This is a genomic window from Streptomyces sp. NPDC005435 (assembly GCF_040703155.1).
Taxonomy (GTDB): domain Bacteria; phylum Actinomycetota; class Actinomycetes; order Streptomycetales; family Streptomycetaceae; genus Streptomyces.
On the sequence record NZ_JBEXEQ010000034.1, the window covers coordinates 25,847 to 47,653 of the forward strand.

22 protein-coding genes are annotated in these 21,807 nt (G+C 70.9%); 12 read left to right on the forward strand and 10 right to left on the reverse strand.

Annotated features, from left to right (window positions below):
- Positions 1-3: 3 nt before the first annotated feature.
- Positions 4-171: a hypothetical protein gene (locus AB0898_RS30475; RefSeq protein ID WP_199586844.1), complete on the forward strand. Its 168-nt coding sequence runs from the start codon at positions 4-6 to the stop codon at positions 169-171.
- Positions 172-186: 15 nt separating this feature from the next.
- Here the strand turns inward: AB0898_RS30475 and AB0898_RS30480 are convergent, their stop codons facing one another.
- On the reverse strand, positions 187-492 hold the full coding sequence (locus tag AB0898_RS30480; protein ID WP_366806282.1) for a metal-sensitive transcriptional regulator: 306 nt from the start codon (positions 490-492) through the stop codon (positions 187-189).
- Between the two features lie 242 nt (positions 493-734).
- Between AB0898_RS30480 and AB0898_RS30485 the strand changes: the two genes are divergently transcribed.
- Both AB0898_RS30485 and AB0898_RS30490 read left to right on the forward strand, forming a co-directional pair.
- A complete protein-coding gene (locus AB0898_RS30485) occupies positions 735-1,355 on the forward strand; it encodes a DUF47 family protein (RefSeq protein WP_361111138.1) in 621 nt (206 codons plus the stop codon).
- A 7-nt stretch (positions 1,356-1,362) separates the two neighbouring features.
- A complete protein-coding gene (locus AB0898_RS30490) occupies positions 1,363-2,361 on the forward strand; it encodes an inorganic phosphate transporter (protein ID WP_018548492.1) in 999 nt (332 codons plus the stop codon).
- A gap of 115 nt (positions 2,362-2,476) precedes the next feature.
- On the opposite strand, the gene pstB is transcribed toward AB0898_RS30490, so the two are convergent.
- From pstB to pstS, 4 genes are all read right to left on the reverse strand, one after another.
- On the reverse strand, positions 2,477-3,253 hold the full coding sequence (gene pstB / locus AB0898_RS30495; protein WP_366806283.1) for a phosphate ABC transporter ATP-binding protein PstB: 777 nt from the start codon (positions 3,251-3,253) through the stop codon (positions 2,477-2,479).
- Between the two features lie 33 nt (positions 3,254-3,286).
- A complete protein-coding gene (gene pstA / locus AB0898_RS30500; protein ID WP_366806284.1) occupies positions 3,287-4,339 on the reverse strand; it encodes a phosphate ABC transporter permease PstA in 1,053 nt (350 codons plus the stop codon).
- Positions 4,336-5,334 carry a phosphate ABC transporter permease subunit PstC gene (gene pstC / locus AB0898_RS30505; protein WP_366806285.1) on the reverse strand — a complete coding sequence of 333 codons (999 nt, stop codon included), beginning with the start codon at positions 5,332-5,334 and terminating at the stop codon, positions 4,336-4,338. Before pstC ends, pstA begins: the two co-directional genes overlap by 4 nt.
- Before the next feature lie 136 nt (positions 5,335-5,470).
- A complete protein-coding gene (gene pstS, locus AB0898_RS30510) occupies positions 5,471-6,595 on the reverse strand; it encodes a phosphate ABC transporter substrate-binding protein PstS (RefSeq protein ID WP_366806298.1) in 1,125 nt (374 codons plus the stop codon).
- Positions 6,596-6,925: 330 nt separating this feature from the next.
- Between pstS and AB0898_RS30515 the strand changes: the two genes are divergently transcribed.
- Positions 6,926-8,500 (forward strand): FAD-binding oxidoreductase, encoded by a 1,575-nt coding sequence (locus tag AB0898_RS30515; protein WP_366806286.1) that lies wholly within the window; start codon positions 6,926-6,928, stop codon positions 8,498-8,500.
- Positions 8,501-8,516: 16 nt separating this feature from the next.
- Here the strand turns inward: AB0898_RS30515 and AB0898_RS30520 are convergent, their stop codons facing one another.
- From AB0898_RS30520 to AB0898_RS30535, 4 genes are all read right to left on the reverse strand, one after another.
- A complete protein-coding gene (locus tag AB0898_RS30520) occupies positions 8,517-9,245 on the reverse strand; it encodes a phosphatase PAP2 family protein (protein ID WP_366806287.1) in 729 nt (242 codons plus the stop codon).
- 227 nt (positions 9,246-9,472) lie between these two features.
- Positions 9,473-10,429 carry a bifunctional lytic transglycosylase/C40 family peptidase gene (locus AB0898_RS30525; RefSeq protein ID WP_366806299.1) on the reverse strand — a complete coding sequence of 319 codons (957 nt, stop codon included), beginning with the start codon at positions 10,427-10,429 and terminating at the stop codon, positions 9,473-9,475.
- A 167-nt stretch (positions 10,430-10,596) separates the two neighbouring features.
- Positions 10,597-11,352 carry a trypsin-like peptidase domain-containing protein gene (locus AB0898_RS30530; protein WP_366806288.1) on the reverse strand — a complete coding sequence of 252 codons (756 nt, stop codon included), beginning with the start codon at positions 11,350-11,352 and terminating at the stop codon, positions 10,597-10,599.
- A gap of 178 nt (positions 11,353-11,530) precedes the next feature.
- Positions 11,531-12,478 carry an oxidoreductase gene (locus AB0898_RS30535; protein WP_366806289.1) on the reverse strand — a complete coding sequence of 316 codons (948 nt, stop codon included), beginning with the start codon at positions 12,476-12,478 and terminating at the stop codon, positions 11,531-11,533.
- A 71-nt stretch (positions 12,479-12,549) separates the two neighbouring features.
- Between AB0898_RS30535 and AB0898_RS30540 the strand changes: the two genes are divergently transcribed.
- The 7 genes from AB0898_RS30540 (at position 12,550) to AB0898_RS30570 (ending at position 20,512) form a co-directional block, all read left to right on the forward strand.
- Positions 12,550-13,167, forward strand: coding sequence for a TetR/AcrR family transcriptional regulator (locus tag AB0898_RS30540; protein WP_407078433.1), 618 nt, complete (start codon positions 12,550-12,552; stop codon positions 13,165-13,167).
- Positions 13,168-13,462: 295 nt separating this feature from the next.
- Positions 13,463-13,771, forward strand: coding sequence for a hypothetical protein (locus AB0898_RS30545; RefSeq protein WP_018548503.1), 309 nt, complete (start codon positions 13,463-13,465; stop codon positions 13,769-13,771).
- A gap of 145 nt (positions 13,772-13,916) precedes the next feature.
- Positions 13,917-14,729, forward strand: coding sequence for a hypothetical protein (locus tag AB0898_RS30550; RefSeq protein WP_366806291.1), 813 nt, complete (start codon positions 13,917-13,919; stop codon positions 14,727-14,729).
- Complete coding sequence (locus AB0898_RS30555; protein ID WP_366806292.1) at positions 14,719-16,023, forward strand: hypothetical protein; 1,305 nt, start codon at positions 14,719-14,721, stop codon at positions 16,021-16,023. The genes AB0898_RS30550 and AB0898_RS30555 overlap by 11 nt, the downstream gene beginning before the upstream one ends.
- Entirely contained in the window at positions 16,020-17,576 is a 1,557-nt protein-coding gene (locus AB0898_RS30560) for an SCO6880 family protein (RefSeq protein WP_366806293.1), read from the forward strand. The genes AB0898_RS30555 and AB0898_RS30560 overlap by 4 nt, the downstream gene beginning before the upstream one ends.
- Positions 17,577-17,589: 13 nt before the next feature.
- The gene (locus AB0898_RS30565) at positions 17,590-19,002 is read left to right on the forward strand and encodes an ATP-binding protein (RefSeq protein WP_366806294.1); all 1,413 of its coding nucleotides are present in this window, start codon (positions 17,590-17,592) and stop codon (positions 19,000-19,002) included.
- A 19-nt stretch (positions 19,003-19,021) separates the two neighbouring features.
- Positions 19,022-20,512, forward strand: a complete 1,491-nt coding sequence (locus AB0898_RS30570; RefSeq protein WP_366806295.1) for a type VI secretion protein — start codon at positions 19,022-19,024, stop codon at positions 20,510-20,512.
- On the opposite strand, the gene AB0898_RS30575 is transcribed toward AB0898_RS30570, so the two are convergent.
- Positions 20,501-21,061 (reverse strand): GNAT family N-acetyltransferase, encoded by a 561-nt coding sequence (locus tag AB0898_RS30575; protein WP_366806296.1) that lies wholly within the window; start codon positions 21,059-21,061, stop codon positions 20,501-20,503. The two genes, AB0898_RS30570 and AB0898_RS30575, sit on opposite strands and share 12 nt — an antisense overlap.
- 92 nt (positions 21,062-21,153) lie before the next feature.
- On the opposite strand from AB0898_RS30575, the gene AB0898_RS30580 reads away from it, so the two are divergent.
- Positions 21,154-21,702 (forward strand): isochorismatase family protein, encoded by a 549-nt coding sequence (locus tag AB0898_RS30580; RefSeq protein WP_366806297.1) that lies wholly within the window; start codon positions 21,154-21,156, stop codon positions 21,700-21,702.
- Positions 21,703-21,807 lie beyond the last annotated feature (105 nt).

Here is a 21,807-nt window from a genome sequence, read left to right on the forward strand (position 1 = left end):
CGCGTGGCTCCGGTCGGCGGTACGGCGGTGCAGGACCACGTGGCCCTCGCCGAGATAGAGCTGTGCGGCGAGCTGATCATCGCCGCCTCGGCGGCGGAGGACCGCCTCAGCCTGGCCAGCATCGACGAGGTGCTGCGGGTCACCGAGGAGCGCGGCGCCGCCCTGGCCTGACCCCTCGGGAAGCGCTCAGGTGCGCAGCAGCCGCCCGATGGCCTTCGTGGCCTCCTCCACCTTGGCGTCGATCTCCGCGCCGCCCTTGACCGCCGCGTCCGCGACGCAGTGCCGCAGATGCTCCTCCAGGAGCTGGAGCGCGAAGGACTGCAGGGCCTTGGTGGAGGCGGAGACCTGGGTGAGGATGTCGATGCAGTACGTGTCCTCGTCGACCATGCGCTGCAGGCCCCGGATCTGGCCCTCGATACGGCGCAGCCGCTTGAGGTGCTCGTCCTTCTGGTGGTGGTAGCCGTGCGTGGCGCCGGCCTCGGTCGTCGTCATCGCTGGCCTCCATGAAGGACTCGCTGACGGGGAAGGAACCCCGGCTGGCTGAAAACAGCCGGAACACATACCCCTGGTGGGTATATGGTAACCAACTTCACGGGGTATCGGGCCCTTGGCGCAACGCCCCCGTGCCGAGCATGCTTCCTGATGGGCGACACTGGGGGATGGCCCGATAGCCGTGGCCGGATGATGCGCCTAGCATCAGCCTGACCCAACCGAAGCACCCCGAGGACCTCAACGTGCGCTTTCGTCTGACCCCCAGGGAGACGAGCTTCTACGACATGTTCGCCGCGTCAGCGGACAACATCGTCACGGGCTCCAAGCTCCTGATGGAACTGCTCGGGGCGGACCCCTCCGCCCGGGCCGAGATCGCAGAGCGTATGCGGGCCGCGGAACACGCCGGTGACGACGCCACGCACGCGATCTTCCACCAGCTCAACTCCTCGTTCATCACGCCGTTCGACCGCGAGGACATCTACAACCTCGCCTCGTCGCTCGACGACATCATGGACTTCATGGAGGAGGCCGTCGACCTGGTCGTCCTCTACAACATCGAGGAGCTGCCGAAGGGAGTCGAGCAGCAGATCGAGGTCCTGGCGCGGGCGGCCGAACTCACGGCCGAGGCGATGCCCCACCTGCGCACCATGGACAACCTCACCGAGTACTGGATCGAGGTCAACCGGCTGGAGAACCAGGCGGACCAGATCCACCGCAAGCTGCTCGCCCACCTCTTCAACGGCAAGTACGACGCCATCGAGGTGCTCAAGCTGAAGCAGGTCGTGGACGTGCTCGAAGAGGCGGCGGACGCGTTCGAGCACGTGGCGAACACGGTGGAGACCATCGCCGTCAAGGAGTCCTGAGGCGTCGATGGACACCTTCGCCCTGATCGTGACCGTAGCGGTTGCGCTCTTCTTCACGTACACGAACGGCTTCCACGACTCCGCCAACGCGATCGCGACCTCGGTCTCGACCCGCGCGCTGACCCCCCGGGCGGCGCTCGCGATGGCGGCCGTGATGAACCTGGCCGGCGCCTTCCTCGGCTCCGGGGTCGCCAAGACCGTCTCCGAGGGCCTGATCGAGACACCGCACGGCGGCAAGGGGATGGGCATCCTCTTCGCCGCGCTGGTCGGCGCCATCGTCTGGAACCTGGTCACCTGGTACTTCGGCCTGCCCTCCTCGTCCTCCCACGCGCTGTTCGGCGGCATGGTGGGCGCGGCGCTCGCGGGCGGCATCGACGTGCTGTGGAGCGGCGTCATCGAGAAGATCGTCATCCCGATGTTCCTCTCCCCGATCGTCGGCCTGGTGGTCGGCTATCTGGTGATGACGGCCATCCTGTGGCTCTTCCGCAACGCCAACCCGCACAAGGCCAAGCGCGGCTTCCGCATAGCCCAGACGGTCTCGGCCGCGGGCATGGCGCTGGGCCACGGCCTCCAGGACGCCCAGAAGACCATGGGTGTCGTGGTGCTCGCGCTGGTGATCTCCGGCAACGAGACCTTCGGCGACCCGATCCCGGTCTGGGTCAAGATCGTCTGCGCCCTGATGCTCTCGCTGGGCACCTACGCGGGCGGCTGGCGCATCATGCGCACCCTGGGCCGCAAGATCATCGAGCTGGACCCGCCCCAGGGCTTCGCGGCCGAGGCGACCGGCGCGTCGATCATGTTCACCACGGCGTACCTGTTCAAGGCCCCGATCTCCACCACCCATGTGATCACCTCCGCGATCATGGGTGTGGGCGCCACCAAGCGGGTCAACGCGGTCCGCTGGGGCGTCGCCAAGAACATCGTGCTCGGCTGGTTCATCACCATGCCGGCCGCCGCGCTGGTCGCGGCCGGCGCCTTCGAGCTGGTCAACCTGACCGTCCTGTAGGACCCGCCGACACGGCGATGGGCCCGCCCCCGGGATCTTCCGGGGGCGGGCCCTTTCCGCATCCCCGCGGTGGCACCGCCATGCAGCACCGCGGGGAGTCCTCGGCTCCTCCGGCTCAGCCGAAGCGGCCCGAGATGTAGTCCTCGGTCGCCTGGACGGAGGGGTTGGAGAAGATCCGCTCGGTGTCGTCGATCTCGACCAGCCGGCCGGGCTGGCCGACCCCGGCCAGGTTGAAGAAGGCCGTACGGTCCGAGACGCGCGCCGCCTGCTGCATGTTGTGGGTCACGATGACGATCGTGAACCGTTCCTTCAGCTCGCCGATCAGGTCTTCGATCGCGAGCGTGGAGATCGGGTCCAGGGCGGAGCAGGGCTCGTCCATGAGCAGCACCCGGGGCTCGACCGCGATGGCCCGCGCGATGCACAGCCGCTGCTGCTGGCCGCCGGAGAGACCGGCGCCGGGCCGGTTCAGGCGGTCCTTGACCTCGTTCCACAGGTTCGCCCCGCGCAGCGAGCGCTCCACGACGTCGTTCAGCTCGCTCTTGCGGAAGCCGCCGTTCAGGCGCAGCCCCGCCGCCACGTTCTCGAAGATCGACATGGTGGGGAACGGGTTGGGGCGCTGGAACACCATGCCCACCTCGCGCCGCACCGACACCGGGTCCACCCCGGTGCCGTAGAGGTCCTCGTCGTCCAGGAGCACCTTGCCCTCGACCCGGCCGCCGGGGGTGACCTCGTGCATCCGGTTCAGGGTGCGCAGGAACGTCGACTTGCCACAGCCGGAGGGGCCGATGAACGCCGTCACCGAGCGCGGCTCGACGGTCATCGAGATGTCCTCGATCGCCTTGTGGGAGCCGTAGTAGGCGGTGAGTCCGCTGACGTCGATTCGCTTGGCCATTACCGCTTCACTTCCAGTCGCTGAATGGTCGCGTCAGCGACCGGTCTTGGGGGCCTTCCAGCGGGCTACGCCGCGGGCCGCCAGGTTGAGGATCATCACGAACGCGATCAGGGTCAGCGAGGCCGCCCACGCGCGGTCGTACGCCGGGTCCGCGCCGGCCGCGTACTGCTGGTAGATGTACAGCGGCAGCGAGGCCTGCGCGCCCTCGAAGGGGTTGGCGTTGATGAAGGAGTTGCCGAACACCAGGAGCAGCACCGGCGCGGTCTCGCCCGCGATACGGGCGACGGCCAGCATGACGCCGGTCGCGATGCCGCCGAGCGAGGTCGGCAGGACCACCTTGAGGATGGTGCGCCACTTGGGGATGCCGAGCGCCAGGGACGCCTCGCGCAGCTCGTTCGGTACGAGCTTGAGCATCTCCTCGGTCGAGCGCACGACCACCGGCATCATCAGGATGGCCAGCGCCAGCGACCCGGCGAAGCCGAAGGGCTGGAGCTGGAAGATCAGCATCAGGCTGAGGATGAACAGGCCCGCGACGATGGACGGGATGCCCGTCATCACGTCGACGAAGAAGGTGACCGCCCGGGCGAGCCGGCCGCGGCCGTACTCCACCAGGTAGATCGCGGTGAGCACGCCGACCGGGGCGCCGATCAGGGTGGCGAGGCCGACCTGCTCCAGGCTGCCGAGGATGGCGTGGTAGATGCCGCCGCCCGGCTCGGAGTCGGCGACGACGCCCATCGAGTGGCTCAGGAAGTACGGAGTCAGGACCTTCACGCCGCGCGAGACGGTCACCCACACCAGGGAGACCAGCGGGACCACGGCGAGCAGGAAGGCGACCCAGACCAGCGAGGTGGCGATCCGGTCCTTGGCCTGCCGACGGCCCTCCACACGGGCGGCGACGCCGTAGGTGCCGGTGATGAAGAGGAGCGCGGCGATCAGGCCCCACTGGACCCTGGAGTGGAGCCCGGTGCCCAGCCCGACGGCGACGGCGATCGCCACCGAGGCGCCGGCGAGCGCCCACGGGGTCCACTTCGGCAGGCTCGCGGCGCGCAGGTTGCTCACGCCGGTGCCGTTGGCTGCGGTGCTCATGCGTTGGCCCCCGAGTACTCCTTGCGGCGGGCGATGATCGCGCGGGCCGCGCCGTTGACCAGCAGGGTGATGACGAACAGGACGAGACCGGAGGCGATCAGCGCGTCGCGGCCCTGCTCGGTGGCCTCGCCGAACTTCGAGGCGATGTTCTGGGCGAAGGTGCCGCCGCCCGGGTCGAGCAGGCTGGCCTGGATCTCGTAGCTCGGGGAGAGCACGGTGGCCACGGCCATGGTCTCGCCCAGCGCGCGGCCGAGGCCGAGCATGGAGGCGGAGATGACGCCGGAGCGGCCGAAGGGCAGCACCGCCATGCGGATGACCTCCCAGCGGGTGGCACCGAGGGCGAGCGCGGCCTCCTCGTGCATCCGGGGGGCCTGGCGGAAGACCTCGCGGCTGACGTTGGTGATGATCGGCAGAATCATGATCGCCAGCAGGATGCCGACGGTGAGCATCGCGCGCGGGGCGCCGCCGTTCCAGGCGAGGACACCGGTCCAGCCGAGGAACTCGTTCAGCCAGCCGTACAGGCCCTGCATGTGCGGGACCAGGATCAGGGCGCCCCACAGGCCGTAGACGATGGACGGCACGGCGGCGAGCAGGTCGATCACGTAGGCGATGGGGCCGCTCAGCCGGCGCGGGGCGTAGTGGGTGAGGAACAGCGCGATCGCGACCGCCACCGGGACCGCGAGGACCATGGCGACGACCGAGGAGACGACCGTGCCGAAGGCCAGCACCGCGATGCCGAAGACCGGCGGGCTGGCGTTGGTGTTCCACTCGAAGGTGGTCAGGAAGTTGCCGTGGTCGGCGCTGATCGCGAGGCAGGCGCGGTAGGTGAGGAAGACCGCGATGGCGGCCATGATCACCAGCAGCAGGATGCCCGAGCCCCGCGAGAGGGCGAGGAACACCCGGTCACCGGTGCGGGAGGTGCCCCGGGCGGTGTCCGCGCGGCGGGCGGCGGCCCGGCCGGTGGGGGGAGGTACGTCGGTCGTCGATATGTCCATCGGGTTTCTCCGGTCTGCTGAGCCGCGTGGGTGGGCGGCTCACGGGAGCCGGGCGGTGGGCCCGGCTCCGGGCGGCGGTGCACCGGACGGTGCGGCCGGACCCCGGCGGGGGCCCGGACCGCACACTCGGATCAGGTCAGCTCAGGCCGTCGATGGTGCTGCGGACCTTGGTGATGATCTCGGCGGGGATGGGGGCGTAGTCGTTGTCGCCGAGGACCTTCTGGCCGTCCTCGCTCGCGATGTAGCTCAGGAACGCCTTGGTGGCGGGCAGGGTGTCCGCCTTGTTGCCCTTGTCGCAGACGATCTCGTACGTCACCAGGGTGATCGGGTAGGCGCCCTCGGCCTTGGTCTTGTAGTCGAGCTGCAGGGCGAGGTCCTTGCCGGTGCCGATGACCTTGGCGGCCGCGATGTCGGCGGTGGCGGAGTCGGTGGAGGGCTTCACCGGGGTCTTGGCGCCGGTGCTGATGGCGACCGTGTCGATGTCCTTGGCGTAGGACAGCTCGAAGTAGCCGATCGCGCCCGCGTTCTGCTTGACGCCCTGGGCCACACCGGCCGAGCCGGCCGCCGCCTGACCGCCCTTGGCCTGCCAGGCCTTGCCGCCGGAGTACTTCCAGTTGTCCGGGGTGGTGGCCGTCAGGTACTTGGTGAAGTTGTCCGTGGTGCCGGAGTCCTCCGAGCGGTGGAACGCCTGGATCTTCAGGTCGGGCAGCTTCGCCGAGGGGTTCAGCTTCTTGATCGCGGCGTCGTTCCACTTGGCGATCTTGCTGTCGAAGATCTTCGCCAGGGTCGGCGCGTCCAGGACCAGGTCCTTCACCCCGGGGACGTTGTAGCCGACCGCGATCGGGCCGCCCACCATCGGCAGGTCGATGGCCTGGCCGCCCTTGCAGATCTTCTGGGAGGCGGCGACCTCCTCCGGCTTCAGCGCGGAGTCCGAGCCGGCGAACGCGATCTGGCCCTGGTTGAAGGAGGTGACACCGGCGCCCGAACCGGCGCCCTTGTAGTTGATCTGCACGCCACAGGCCTGCGAGAAGTTCTTCACCCAGGCGTCGATCGCGTTCTTCTGCGCGGAGGAGCCGTCCGCGAGGAGCTGGCCCTTCGCACCGTCGCACTTGACCGACCCGGCGCTCGCCGCGGAGGAGGAACCGCCACCCGCCTGCTTGCCGGTGTCGTCGGAGCCGCACGCCGTCAGGGCCAGGGCGCCGGAGACGGCGAGAGCACCGAGAGACAGGGCGCGCAGCCGGTTCTTGCGCTGAAGCATCACTTTCGGGAGTTCCTTCCAGGAGCCGCCGCGGCGGGCGGCGTGCGAAGTCAGGGGGACACGTGAGTGCATCTATGGCCGCACTCCGCATCTGGTACGGCCGAAATTAGGCAGAACAGGTGAAGCCGCCGATGGCCCGAAGTGAACGAGGGGTGAACCCCTGCCGTCGGCCCGGTGAGGTCACGGAACGCTCACGAGGAGGCCACGTGGAGATCCCGGCCCCCCGCCGCCCACGCACTCGTCCCACACCTTGTCACCCTCCCGTGGAACCCCGCCGGGTGGGTCGCCGTCTCGTTCCACGGGGGACGGGAACACCGGCGGAGGGCGGGGGACATGCAACGGCGTACGTTCATCTCGGGAGGCGCCGCCGCACTGGCCGCGACCGCGCTCGGCGCCTGCGACCCGGCCCCGCGCCCGGCCGCCGGTCCCGCGCCGGCCACGCTGCCCTCCAGCACCACCGCCCTGACCTCGAAGGGCACCTCCGGCGCCGTACGCCCCGTCGCCAAGAGCTGGAGCGGGCTCGGGCACGACCTCGACGGCACCCTGGTCCGCCCGGGCGACGCGAACTGGACCCCGGCCCGCCGGCTCTACAACACCCGCTTCGACGGCCTGCGCCCGGCCGCCGTCGCCTATCCGGCCCACACCGGCGACATCCGCACCCTGCTCGCCTACGCCCGCACCCACAAGGTCAAGGTCGCGATCCGCAACGGCGGCCACTCGTACGGCGGTTACTCCTCCGGCGACGGCCGGCTGATCGTGGACGTCTCCGCGCTGAAGAAGGTGAGCGCGAGCGGCGGCCAGGCGGTCGTCGGCGCGGGCGCCAAGCTGATCGACGTCTACCGGGGCCTGGCCGCCAAGGGCGTGACCCTCCCCGCCGGTTCCTGCCCCACCGTCGGCGTCTCCGGCCTGGTCCTCGGCGGCGGCCACGGTGTCGCCTCCCGCGCCTACGGCCTGACCTGCGACAACCTCACCCGGGCCACCCTGATCACGGCCGACGGCACCGAGGTCACGGCCGACGCCAAGCACCACGCCGACCTGTTCTGGGCGCTGCGCGGCGCGGGCAACGGCAACTTCGGCGTCGTCACCGAGCTGCACTTCCGCACCCACCCGGTGCCGCAGGCCGTGACCGCGTACCTCGCCTGGCCCTGGTCGAAGGCGGCGGCCGTGGTCAAGGCCTGGCAGGAGTGGGGCCCTTCGCAGCCGGACGAGATCTGGTCCGCGCTGCACCTGGAGTGCGTCCCGGGCCGCACCCCGACCGTCTCCGTCTCCTGCTTCTCCGTCGGCTCCTACGGCGGCCTCCAGAACGCCGTGGACCGCCTCGCCCACAGCGCGGGCGCGAACGCCTCCTCGGTCAGCCTGCGCCGCCGGGGCTACGAGGAAGCCATGGAGATCTACGCCGGCTGCTCGACGTTCGCCACGGACGCCCAGTGCCATCTGCCGGGCACCACCCCCGGCCGCTCCTCGCGCGGTGCGCTGCGCCGGGAGACCTACGCGGCCCACTCGGACTTCTTCGACCGCTCCCTGTCCGCGGCGGGCGTCCAGACCCTGCTGAAGCAGATCGGCGCGGCGCGCGGCGGCGCGGGCAGCATCGCGCTCACCGCGCTCGGCGGCGCCGTCAACCGGGTCTCCCCCACCGCGACCGCCTTCGTGCACCGGCGTTCACGGATGCTGGCCCAGTACATCGCCTCCTGGAGCGAGGGCACCTCCGGCACCACGGCCCGCTCCTGGCTGGACGCGGCCCACGGCGCGATGCGGCCGTACGCGTCCGGAGCGGCGTACCAGAACTACACCGACCCGACGCTCACCGACTGGCGCACCGCGTACTACGGCAGCGCCTCCGCGCGGCTGGCCGAGGTGAAGAAGAGCTACGACCCGAAGCGCTTCTTCACCTGGCCGCAGGGGATCTGACGCCCCCTCGGCGGCTTCAGGCGGCCAGGTCCTTGTCGCCCGCGCCCGTCCCCGTGGCCGTACGGCCGCCGGAGAGCACGGTGCCGTCCCGGTCGCCGGGGGCGGTGCGGGCGCGCACCAGCCGGCCGGCGCGCGGGGAGCGCTCGATCGCCTTCATCAGCGGGGTCAGCAGGGCCGTGGCGAGCGGGGACAGCAGCAGCGCGACCGCCGTGCCCAGCGCGAAGCCGCCGATGACGTCGGTCGGGTAGTGCACGCCCATGTAGACCCGGCAGAAGCCTTCGAGCAGGGCGATCGCGATGCCCGCCACACCGAAGCGGCGGTTGGCGACGAAGAGACCGACGGCCATCGCCATGGTGATCGTCGCGTGGTCGCTGCAGAAGGAGAAGTCGCTCTTGCCCGCGATCAGTACGTCGAGCCCCTGATGGTCGATGAACGGCCGGGGGCGCTCGACGAAGTTGCGGATCGGCGCGTTCACCACGACGGCGAGCGCGGCCGCGAGCGGCGCCCACACCAGCGCGGCCACCGAGGCCGCCGCGTCCCGGCCGCCCCGGCGCCGCACGCTCAGCCAGCAGCCGAGGATGAGCAGCACCATGGCGACGGGCAGCCCGTACTCGCCGACGAACTCCATGACCCGGTCGAGCCAGTGCGGCGCGGCCTTCGCCAGGCCGTTGATGTCGTACAGCAACTCGACGTCGGGGTTCGATCCGGAATCGGCGAGTACAGCCGATGCGGCGAGTACAGCCATGGTGCTGCGGCCCCTTCGTCGTCGTCCCGGCACACCTCGTGTGCGCCGTCCGGCCCCCGTGGTTCGTAGATCCGCTTCCGCTGCACTGGCGCACTGACGTCCGCTCGGCTACGCCAACAGGAACGCACAGCCCCTGCCGGTGCGTTCCACCCTCCACCGAATGATCACGCAGACGTTATCGAAGAGAGACTCATCGCCGCAGCTCAGGGGGTTGGTTCACGCTGTGCTCACACCTTCGTGGGCAGTGCTTTCGCGCCATCCTCGGTGACACGGGTGGCACCGAAGTACTCGGAGGTGTCGATGGGATCGAACCGGATCACGGCCCCGGTACGGGGAGCGTCGATCATATAGCCGCCGCCCACATAGATGCCCACGTGGTGGATCGCCCGTGAATCGGTCAGGTCGTGCGAGAAGAACACCAGGTCCCCGGGAAGGAGTTGATCCCGTGACGGATGCGGTCCCGCGTTGTACTGGTCGTTGGCCACGCGGGGCAGGGTGATCCCCACGCTCGCGTACGACGCCTTGGTCAGCCCGGAGCAGTCGAACCGGCCGTTCTGCGCCGCGGTGCCGTTGCCGCCCCACAGATACGGCGTGCCGAGCTTGCTCTGCGCGAACCCGATCGCCCCGGCGGCCTGCCGGGAGGGGTCGATACGGCTCACGGGCGCGGCGAAGCTCTCCGACAGCGCCCGGATGCGCTTGACGTAGTTCCGCGTCTCGGAGATGGCCGGCACGCCGCCGGATCTGATGACCCGGTAGGCGCCCGCGTTGTAGGCGGCGAGCATGTTGTCGCTGGTGTCGCCGGGCACGCCCTTGACGTACTTGGCCAGTTCGCAGTCGTAGGAGGCGGCCGAGGGGATCGCGTCGTCCGGGTTCCAGATGTCCCGCTTGCCGTCGCCGTTGCCGTCGATGCCGTGCGCCGCCCAGGTGCTCGGGATGAACTGCGCGATGCCCCGGGCGTCGGCCGGGCTGACCACGGTCGGGTTCCAGCCGCTCTCCTGGTAGAGCTGGGCGGCGAGCAGGGCCGGGGTGAGCGCGGGACACAGATTGCCCCACCGCTGCACGAGGGTCTGGTACGCGGCCGGCACGGCACCCCTGGCCAGTCCCCGGCCGCCGGCGGCCACGCCGTTCACGAGGTTCCCGCCGACGACGTACACCCCGACGACGAGCAGCATGACGAAGCCCATGCCGAGCCCCACGGCCGCCCCGCCGATCACCCATACCTTCCGCACGCCCCAACACTGCCCCATGGACGCGCGGTTCATCGCCATTTCTTGTCGAAGTGGCGTCATTTCGCGCTGTGTACCGGGCAGATGACGCTTTTACGGCTGTCGGCCCCGGGTGCGGGCCCGGCTCAGCCCGCCGTCGCGCGCTCGTACAGCCGGGCCGCCCCGCGCCCCAGCACCACGCTGTAGGACACGTCCGGGGTGGAGCCGCCGCGCTGGTGCCCGCCGAGCACCCCGACGACCTGTCCGTCCCCGTTGATCCAGGGGCTGCCGCTCGTACCGCCCGGGAAGTGCGGGCAGGCGATGCGCTGTTGGGTACGGCTGAACGCCACGGGCTTGTTGGTGCAGCGGATCGGCACCTGGCGTGTGTCGGGGTACCCGGTCACGGTCACGGCGGTCGCCCCGGTGGTCTGCCCGGTGACGAACCGGTTGCCGCCCACGACGTCCTCGACCCGCTTCCCGTCCCGCTCCGCCAGATGCGCGAAGGCCACGTCGCTGTCCTCGTCCCACCCCTCGGGCAGCACCCGCTCCGCGACCCGCCACACCCCGTACGGCGCCCGGCCGTCCCGGTACCCCGGCACGAACGCCAGGTCCCCGCGCTTGCCGGACAGACAGTGCGCGGCCGTGACGATCAGATCCCGGCCCCGGGCGCGCACCACGGACGCGGTGCAGAAGTGCCCGCCCCTGACCCGCCCGTCCGGGCCCGCCTCGAACAGCGCCCCCACCCGCGCGCCCAGCGCGGACACACCGGCCACGGCCGTGACCCCGAGGGGCCCCGGCCCGCCGTCGGCGGCGGCCACGGACGCCGAGGTCAGAGCGAGCATCACCACCGTCCCGAGCAACGCGGGCCGGGACGTGACCGAGATGCGAGAGCTGCGCTTCATCAGGCCTCACTGTTCCCCGTGGAGGTGAGAAACCCGCTGCGAGTTGTCTGAGATTTCGCTGTGAACCGTTTACCGGAATCCCGTACTCCGCCCGGTCGGCGGAGTACGGGCACCACCGTACGGTCGCACCCCCGGCCCCGCCCGTCCGGCGGTCACGGGGCGTGAGCACGCCCGGCCGTCAGGCCCGGCCCGCGCCCTCGGCCGGGGCGGCCGGCGCCAGTTCCCAGGCCACCGACGTCAGTTCCTCCGACAGGGTCCACAGCCGGCGGGCCGCCGCCGGGTCGCTCGCCGCGTGGCTGCGGCCGCTGAGGGCGGGGGCGCCGCGCATGCCGCCGAGGCTGCCGGGGCCGACGTACGAGGCGCCGGGCAGGTCCTGGGTGGCGGCGTAGAGGGTGGGCAGGGCGCCGCCGCGGTCGTCCTGGGCGACGACCTTGTTGCCGACCGCCATGAAGACGCGCATCAGCGGGTTCGCGGCGTGGCTCTGGAGGTTGGTGGCCGCGTACCCGGGGTGGGCCGCGAGGGCGCGCACCGGGGAGCCCGCCTCGGTCAGACGGCGCTGCAGCTCCAGGGTGAAGAGGAGGTTGGCCAGCTTGGACTGGGCGTAGGCGCGGGTCGGGGTGTAGCGGCCGCGCAGGTTCGGGTTGTCGAAGTCGATCACGCCGTCGCCGCCCCGGTGCAGCTCGGAGGAGACGGTCACGACGCGCCCGGTGACGTGCGGGAGCAGCAGGTTGGTGAGGGCGAAGTGCCCGAGGTGGTTGGTGCCGAACTGGGTCTCGAAGCCCTGCTTGGTCCGCCCCTCCGGCAGCATCATCACGCCCGCGTTGTTGATCAGCATCTCCAGCGGGCCCGACCACGCCTCGGCGAACGCGCGCACCGAGTCCAGGTCGGCCAGGTCCAGGCGGCGCACCTCGGTACTGCCCGGCACCCGTGCCGCGGCCGCCTCACCCCGCGCGGGGTCGCGCACCGCGAACACCACGTGCGCCCCGGCCCGGGCCAGCGCGTCGGCGGCGGCGAAGCCGATGCCGCTGTTGGCGCCGGTGACCACGGCGGTGCGGCCGCTCAGGTCGGGCAGCTGGGACGCGTTCCATGTGCGCGCTCGGCGCGCTTCTTCGCTCGTATCGGCCATGCCCTCAATGTAGGCAGCGACAACAATGCTGTCAACGACAACAAAGCTGGCGCCGTCAACATCGGGATACCATGGCGCCCATGCCGCGCATCACCACGACCCGCCCGTATCACCACGGAGACCTGCGCGCCGCCCTGCTCGAAAGCGCCGAACGCACCCTGCGCGAGAAGGGCGCGGGCGCCCTCTCCCTGCGCGAGCTGGCCCGCGCCGCGGGCGTCAGTCACGCCGCCCCCGGCCGTCACTTCAAGGACAAGCAGGCCCTCCTCGACGCCCTCGCCCTCGACGGCTACGAGCGCCTGGACCGCACCCTGACCGCCGCCACCGCCGCCGCCCCCGGCGCACCCCTGGAACAGCGCATGGCCGCCCTCGCCCGCGCCTACCTCGGCTTCGCGGTCGAGAACCCCGAACTCCTAGAGCTGATGTTCGCGCGCAAGCACGAGCCCGCCGGCTCCGGCCACCTCGCGGCCGCCGTCGACCGCACCCTCGGCTCCCTCACCCGGCTCTTCACCGACGCCCAGGAACGCGGCGAGATCGTCCAGGGCGACCCCGAACGCATCACCCTGGTCGCCGCCGCGAGCCTGCACGGCCTCGCCGCCCTCATCGCCGGCTGCGCCCTGGACGCCGACGACGCGATGGCCGGCCTCGACGAGCACGTCCACCTGCTGCTGCACGGCCTGAAGCCCCGCTGAACGCCGGACCCCCGTGAGAACATCGGCTCGACGTCTCACCCGACCAGCCGTCAGAAACCGTTTCAGGCCATAGAAAAGCCCAACGACGAAACCTCACCCCGGGTTTCGCACCTGCGTCGTTGCCCGGCGTGACCTGCCGTGATACACAGAGTCACCGTACGAAGTATTCGTACGAAACCCGCCAGTCAATGACGTCAAGTCGACATACGAAGGCGACGTTGTCGGCGAGAATGAGGCGTGACCTCTGCACACCGCGGGGTCCTCTCGGAACTACCCATCAGGGGCGGTGACTTACATGCTCTTCGCGGCCGACAAGGGAGACATCAACACCATCATCGGCGGGATCGCTCCGGACTGGGGCCCCTTCGGCACCCTGGGCAACGAGGCGAAGGTGATGATCGAGGTGGTGATGGCCGTCGCCATCCTGCTCTGCCTCGGCATCGCGGTCTGGGGCGCGGCCAAACAGCGCATCGGCGCGACGGCGCTCCGCGACACCTTCAGCGCGGAGCAGGGCAAGGGACTCATCATCGCGGGCCTGACCGGGGTGTTCATCATCGGCTCCCTCGGCACGCTGTTCACGATCGTGTACGGCATGGCGGTCTGACGCCCCGTCCGCTCCCGTCCCATCCGCCCGTCGTGCCCACCGGCTGAGGTTGCGTTTCCCTGATGTCGAGTCACCACACCGCGCCCGCGCGGGAACCAGCACGGCTACCGTCGTATGCCTACGAGGCGGAGAGGGCGTACGCGGCATGAGTCCCGGAGACGAGCACGACTACACCGACACGGCCCGCACCCGCACCCGCCTCCCCGAGGACCCCTACGCCAACTCCCCCCGCCGCACCTCCTCCCGCAGCCTGGTCACCGTCGTCGGCGTGGTCGTCCTCCTGATCGCGGCCATCGCGTTCGCGAACCGGGGCGGATCCGCCCGGGACACGACGGACAAGAACACCACCCCCGCCCACCGCCCCCGCACCTCCGCCACGTCCCCGACCGGCACGGACCCGGTGGGCACGAAGACGGGAACCATCCCCACGGGGTACGCGCACACCCGCCAGGGGGCGGAGAGCGCGGCGGCGAACTACGCGACGGCGCTCGTCTCGGCCGACTTCCTCAAACCCGCGCGGCGCGCGGAGATCGTCAAGCAGGTCTTCGTGCCGGGCCAGCAGGCCTCCCTGTCCCAGAAGTTCGACAAGGCGTACAACCAGAAGTTCCTGAGCGACATCGGCCTCGACGCCAACGGCAACGCCGCGGCGGGGCAGACCTACGTCTCCCGCACCGCGCCGATCGGCACGAAGACCACCGACTACGCCGACAGCGCGACGACCGTCGAGGTGTGGTGCACGGGCCTCTACGGAACCGCGGGGGACCGCTCGACCAGCCCGGTGACGAGCGACTGGTTCACCCTGACGCTCCGTCTGAACTGGTCCGGAGGCGACTGGAAGGTCGAGAGCTTCTCGCAGAAGGACGGCCCCGCACCCGTCCCGGGCGACGACAAGGCGTCCAGCGCCGACCAGATGGCCAAGGCCGTTCAGGAATACGGAGGCTTCACCTATGCCCGGTAGCCCGCGCCGCGCGCTCAAGGTCGCCGCCGCCGTAACCACTGTGCAGGCCGCCCTCTTCATGCTGGCGACCCGAGCCGTCGCCGACCCGTCGCCCACGCCCTCGTCCCACAAGTGTGACCTCCTCATGGGCCCCGCGAAGTCCCGGTGCCTTCTGGACGACCCGAGCAAGGGCGGCGGCGGAGGCAAGACCCTCACCCCCGACAACCCCCTCACCTCCACCCTCGACCCCCTCTCCTCCCTGGCCAAAGGCTGTGCCGACGCCGCGTCCTGGACCATCGGGAAGCTCAGTCACGCGGTGAAGGAGACGGCGAACGTCGACTTCACGAATCAGAAGTTCCTGCAGCAGTACGCGATCGTGTTCGCGGCGTCGACCATCCTGACGCTCGTGCTCTGGCTGCTGGCCGTCGCCAAGCGAGCCGTACGCGGCGTACCGCTCACCACCGCCATCTCGGAGGCCGTCGGCTTCCTGTGGCTCACGGTGCTCGCCTCCGCCTTCACCCCCCTGATCCTCTACACCGTCGTCTCCGCCACCGACGGCGTCACCGACGTCCTCGCCAAGGCCACCGGCGACCAGGCCGACACCTTCTTCGGCACCTTCTCCGGCGCCCTCGACAAGGGCGACGACATCGGCGGCGGCCCCATCATGCTGATCGTCGTCTCCCTGGTCAGCATCCTCGCCGCCGGCGTCCTCTGGCTGGAGCTCGTCATCCGCGCCGCCCTGCTCTACGTCGGCGCCCTCCTCGGCACCGTCGTCTACGCCGGCCTCGTCGACAAGAACCTCTGGGGCCACGTCCGCCGCTGGGCCGGCATCATGATCGCCGTCATCCTGGTCAAACCGGTCATCGTCATCGTGCTCGGCCTCGCCGGCGCCCTCTCCGGCGACAACGGCCCCGACGCCTTCGGCGCCGTCGTCTCCGGCCTCGCCATCATCCTGCTCGCCATCTTCGCCAGCGCGATGATCTACCGCTTCGTCCCCGGCTTCGGCGACGAGATCGCCGGCTCCCGCAACAACCGCATCATGCAGGGCGCCGAGAGCAAGGCCGCCGCCGTCATCAGCTCCCCCGCCACCCTCGTCGCCCAGGGCATCAAGACCCACAGCACCCGCGCCGACAGCAACTCCGGCGGCGGCGCCCACACCCCCCGCCCCGCCAACCCCGCCAGCGGCGGCGTCGCCGCCCACAGCAGCCGCACCCCGCAAGGCGGCACGGCCACCCCCGCGCCCCGCGCCGCCACCCCGCACGCCGGAGACACCCGCAAGAGCAGCACCAACCGCACTGGAGGTGAAGGGCGTTGACGACCGAGTCCCATCTGTCCCATCCGGTCACGCCCCGCCGTACGTATCTCATCGGCCGGGCCCGGCCGAACGCGATCATCGGCCGCAACCGCGAGTCCGGCGAGATCGCGCTCATCGTCGCCGGCGCCTTCCTCGGCATGATGTGCGGCCTCCTCGTCCCCGCCCTCCCCCTGCGCATCGTGCTGCTCACCGGCTTCCCGCTGCTCGCGCTCGCCGCCGTCTACGTGCCCTACAAGCGCCGCACCTTCTACAAGTGGTTCGAGATCAACCGCAGTTACAAGCGCACCGTCAAGCGCGGCGCCGTCTACCGCTCCGCCGTCATGGAGGCCGGCACCCGTCTGGACGGCCGCGAGGTCGAGGTCGGCCCGCCCCCGGGCATCGGCCGCATCAACTGGCTCGCCGCCCCCTTCGGCCCCGACGAGATCGCCGTACTGCTCCACGCCGACCGCAAGACCGTCACCGCCGCCATCGAGATCGAGGGCCCCGGCGTCGGCCTGCGCGACTCCGAGGACCAGGAAGCCCTCGTCGACCGCTTCGGCACCCTCCTCAAGCACGTGGCCAACGGCGACGGCTTCGTCACCCGCATCCAGATGCTCGCCCGCACCCTGCCCGCCGACCCCGACGCCCACGCCAAGGACGTCGCACTGCGCGGCGACGGCCGCTCCCCCGACTGGCTCCAGCAGTCCTACGACCAGCTCCAGTCCATGGTCTCCACCAGCAGCGAGCAGCACCGCGCCTACCTCGTCGCCTGCATGAGCTACAACCGCGAACTGGCCGCCGAGGCCCACGCCATGGCCCGCGCCGCCCGCCCCCAGGCCGGCCGCAAGCTCGACCGCGACGCCGGACTCGCCATCGTCATGGCCCGCGAGCTCACCGACATCTGCTCGCGCCTCCAGGAGGCCGACATCCGCGTCCGCCAGCCGCTCGGCCAGAGCCGCCTGGCCTCCCTCGTGCACTCCATGTACGACCCGGACCACCCCATCGACCACATCCAGGCCATGACCCGGCGCAACGCCTGGCCCGCCGAACTCGACGCCATGGAGCCCACCTACCTCCAGGCCAAGACCCGCGAGTCCTCCACCCGCGCCCCCTGGTGCCACGCCACCGCCTGGGTCAAGGAGTGGCCGATGACCCCCGTCGGCGTCAACTTCCTCGCCCCGCTGCTCGTCCACACCCCGGACGTCATCCGCACGGTCGCCGTCACCATGGACCTCGAACCCACCGAGGTCGCCATCGAGCGCATGCTCACCGAGAAGACCAACGACGAGGCCGAGGCGTCCCGCGCCGCCAAGATGAACCGCACCGTCGACCCGCGCGACATCGCCGCCCACAACCGCCTCGACCAGCGCGGCGAAGACCTCGCCAGCGGCGCGGCCGGCGTCAACCTCGTCGGCTACATCACCGTCTCCGCCCGCTCCCCCGAGGCCCTCAACCGCGACAAGCGCACCATCCGGGCCTCCGCGGGCAAGTCGTACCTGAAGCTGGAGTGGTGCGACCGCGAGCACCACCGCGCGTTCGTGAACACCCTCCCGTTCGCCACCGGCATCCGATAGGTAGGGGCTCTCCATGCGAGATCCGCTGTCCGCCGTCACCGACGCCTTCACGTCCTTCCTGTTCGGGAAGGTCGAGACCACCCGCCTGCCGGTGCGCACCTCCACCGGCCAGGCCCAGGCGGTCTACCTGCCCACCGCGGCCCCCGGCCTCGGCGACTCCGGCGTCATCATCGGCCGCGAGGTCTACTCCGGGAAGGGGTACATCTACGACCCCTTCCAGCTCTACGGCCAGCAGCTCCCCGCCCCGCACTGGCTCGTCCTCGGCGAGTCCGGCAACGGCAAGTCGGCGCTGGAGAAGACCTACGTCCTGCGCCAGCTGCGCTTCAGGGACCGCCAGGTCGTCGTCCTGGACGCCCAGGGCGAGGACGGCGTCGGCGAATGGAACCTCATCGCGGAGGAGCTGGGGATAACCCCCATCCGGCTCGACCCGACCGCCGCCCTCAACCACGGCATCCGCCTCAACCCGCTCGACCCCGCGATCACCACCACGGGCCAGCTCGCCCTGCTCCGCACGATCATCGAAGTCGCCATGGGCCACGGCCTGGACGAACGCGCGGGCTTCGCCCTCAAGGTCGCCCACTCCTACGTCAACGAGACCATCGTCGACCGCCAGCCCGTCCTCATGGACATCGTCGAGCAGCTACGGCACCCCGAGCCGGAGTCGGCCGAGGCGATGAACGTCGCCCTGGACGACGTACGCGCCTGGGGCCTCGACGTAGCCCTGGTCATCGACCGCCTGGTCGACGGCGACCTGCGCGGCATGTTCGACGGCCCGACCACGGTCGGCATCGACCTGGACGCCCCGCTGATCGTCTTCGACCTCTCCCACATCGACCGCAACTCCATCGCCATGCCGATCCTCATGGCGATCGTCGGCGTGTGGCTGGAGCACACCTGGATCAGGCCCGACCGCAAGAAGCGCATCTTCCTGGTCGAAGAGGCCTGGCACATCATCAACAGTCCGTTCGTGGCCCAGCTGTTCCAGCGGCTGCTGAAGTTCGGCCGCCGCCTCGGCCTCTCCTTCGTCGCGGTCGTCCACCACCTCTCCGACGTGGTCGACGGCGCGGCGGCCAAGGAGGCGGCCGCGATCCTCAAGATGGCCTCCACCCGCACGATCTACGCCCAGAAGGCCGACGAGGCCCGGGCCACCGGCCGCGTCCTCGGACTGCCCCGCTGGGCCGTCGAGATCATCCCGACGCTCACCCCCGGCATCGCCGTCTGGGACGTCAACGGCAACGTCCAGGTCGTCAAGCACCTGATCACCGAGACCGAACGCCCGCTGGTCTTCACCGACCGCGCGATGACCGAGTCCTCCAGCGACCTGTCGCCGGACGACGCGCTGTTCGCCGCCGAGCTGGAGGCCGAACGCCGGGCGGCCGCCTTCGTGGAACAGCACCTGGGCGACTCCGAATCGACGGTGGCGTAGCGGGAGAGGAAGCGCGCGCGTGAGAGCGGACGAACAAGGCGGCCAGGGAGCCGGCGGGCAGACCCGGGGCGGCATCCCCGACGGCCTGCTCCTGGGCCTGATCGCCTTCCTCCTCGGAGTCACCCTGCTGGTGTGGACGGCGACGGGCCTCGGCGCCCTGCTCTCCCGGGGCGCCTGGCCCGCCCCGCTCGCCTTCACCCGCACCCCGCTCGCCATACGCCATCTGATCGGCGACCCGCACGACATCACGGGCGCCTGGCCCGCCACCCCGCACGGCCAACTGCCCGGCTGGGGCCTGTTCTGGGGCCTGTTCATGGGCCAGCTGATGATCCTGTTCGTCCTGGCGGTGTTCGTCCTCGGCACGTTCGCCCGCTGGCGCGCGGGCCGAGCCCGCCGCCGGGCCGCCGGAACACCCACAGCGCCCACGCCACCGGCACCACCGTACGAGGCCCAGGAGGCCCCCGCCCCGGCCCACGAGGTCCCCGCGCACGCCCAGGTACCCCTGCCGCGCCCGGAGCCCGCACAGCCCGCCCCGCCACCGCTCCCGGAAGCCCCCGTGGCACCCCCCGCGGCCCCGCTCCCGCTCGTGAGCCCCGTCTTCTACGGCACCCCCGAGGACCGCCGTACGACGGCCGCCCAGGCCCTCCAGGACGCCCCCGGCGCCGCCGTGGTCGTCACCTCCGACCCGGCGCTGTGGGCGGCCACCAAGGACGCCCGCGCCAAGCTCGGCCCGGTCCTGCTGTACGACCCCACCCACCGCTGCGACACCCCGGCCCGCCTCCACTGGTCCCCCACGGCCGGCTGCGAGGACAAGGCGACGGCACTGGAGCGGGCGACGGCACTCCTCGCCCCCGTACGCCCCTCGGCACGGCTCGACCAGGCGGTCGCCGACACCGCCGTCACCCTGCTGCGCAGCTGTCTGCACGCCGCCGCGCTGGACGGCCGCACCGTCCGCCACGTCCACCGCTGGGCCCAGGGCACCCAGATCCAGGACGCCGTACGCGTCCTGCGCACCCACCCCAAGGCCGCGCCCGGCGCCGCAGGCGAACTGGAGGCCGCGCTCACCGCGCACCCCGAACGCCGCGACATCGCCCAGGAACTGACCGGCCGTGCGCTCTCCGCGCTCACCACGGTCAACGTCCGCGAGTCCTGCACTCCCCACCGAACCGACACACTCGCCCTGGATTCCTTCGTCCACGAAGGGGGCACGCTCTATGTGGTCGGTGAAACCATCGAGGACCCCCGCACCAGGCCGGGCGCGATGCCCCTGCTGACGGCCCTCGTCTCCAGCGTGGTCGAGCACGGCCGGCGCATGGCCGAACGGTCATCCTCCGGTCGGCTCGACCCACCACTGACCCTGGTCCTGGAGGACGTGGCCGCCGTGGCCCCCGTCCCCCAGCTCCCCGGCCTCCTGGCCACCGGCGTCGCCCAGGGCCTCGACACCCGGGCCCTGCTCCGCTCCCGCGAACAGGCGAGGGCCCGCTGGCCGCACGAGGAACTACCGGTCTAGGACCATCTCCACCTCGTTGGCCTCCTCGCCCTCGGAGAAGGACAGCACGACCCCGGTGGGCGCGAACCCGGCCTTCAGATAGGCACTCCGCGCCCGCTCGTTCTCCTCGTGCACGAACAGCCGCACCCGCTCGGCGTCCTGCTCCCACGCCCACGCCACGCCGGCCTCGAGGAGCACCTGGATCAGCCCCCTGCCCCGGTGCCCGTCGTGCAGGAACACCCCGACCACATGCCCCTGCCGCCGCTCGACCGGCTGCCCCGACCAGTCCACGCTGCCCGGCTGCTCCATCAGCACGGTCACCGACCCGACCCAGCTCCCGTCGGCCGCCTCCGCGACGAACTGCCGCCCCTTGGTGGCCCCTTCGGCCGCCATCTCGGTCCGCTCCCGCCAGAACCGGTCCTCCTGGGCGGCGGCGTTCTCGTACGTGTCCAGAAAGGCGAGCGGGGCGGCGGGATCGCGCAGCGCGTCGAGCCGCAGCGCCTTCACCCGCTCCCACTCGTCGGCACGTATCCCCCGGACCACATATCCCGCGACATCCACAGTGCTCATGCGCCTCACGCTAATACCGGTGTCCGGGCCGCTCCCAGTCAATTTCCGCAGCGTGTCCGCGTGTTGTCGGTGCCCCGTCCTAGAGTGCGCGCATGACTACACTCTCCGACCGACCGCACACCGCGCTGCTCGTCATCGACGTCCAGAACGGGGTGGTGGCAGGCGCCCACGAGCGCGACCAGGTGATCGCGAACATCAGCACCGTCATCGAGAAGGCCCGCACGGCGGACGTACCGGTGATCTGGGTCCAGCACTCCGACGAGGACCTCCCGAAGGACAGCAAGGAGTGGGAGTACGTCCCCGAGCTGAAGCGCCGTGACGACGAGCCCCTCGTCCACAAGCTCTACGGGGACTCCTTCGAGGACACGGACCTGGAGTCCGTCCTCGCGGACCTGAAGGTGGGCCGGATCGTCGTCGCCGGCGCCCAGACGGACATCTGCATCCGCTCGACGCTGCACGGCGCGATCACCCGGGGGTACGACGCCACCCTGGTCACCGACGCACACACCACCGAGGACCTGACCCAGTTCGGCGCCCCGACCCCGGATCTGGTCATCGCCCACACCAACATGTACTGGAACTTCCACAGCGCTCCGGGCCGCGAGGCCGGCGTCGTGAAAACGGCGGACGTCACTTTCTGAAAAAGGGTCTGGAACGCAGAAAACCCCCGCACCAATGGTGCGGGGGTTTCCCTAAAATTAGTTCGGCGGCGTCCTACTCTCCCACAGGGTCCCCCCTGCAGTACC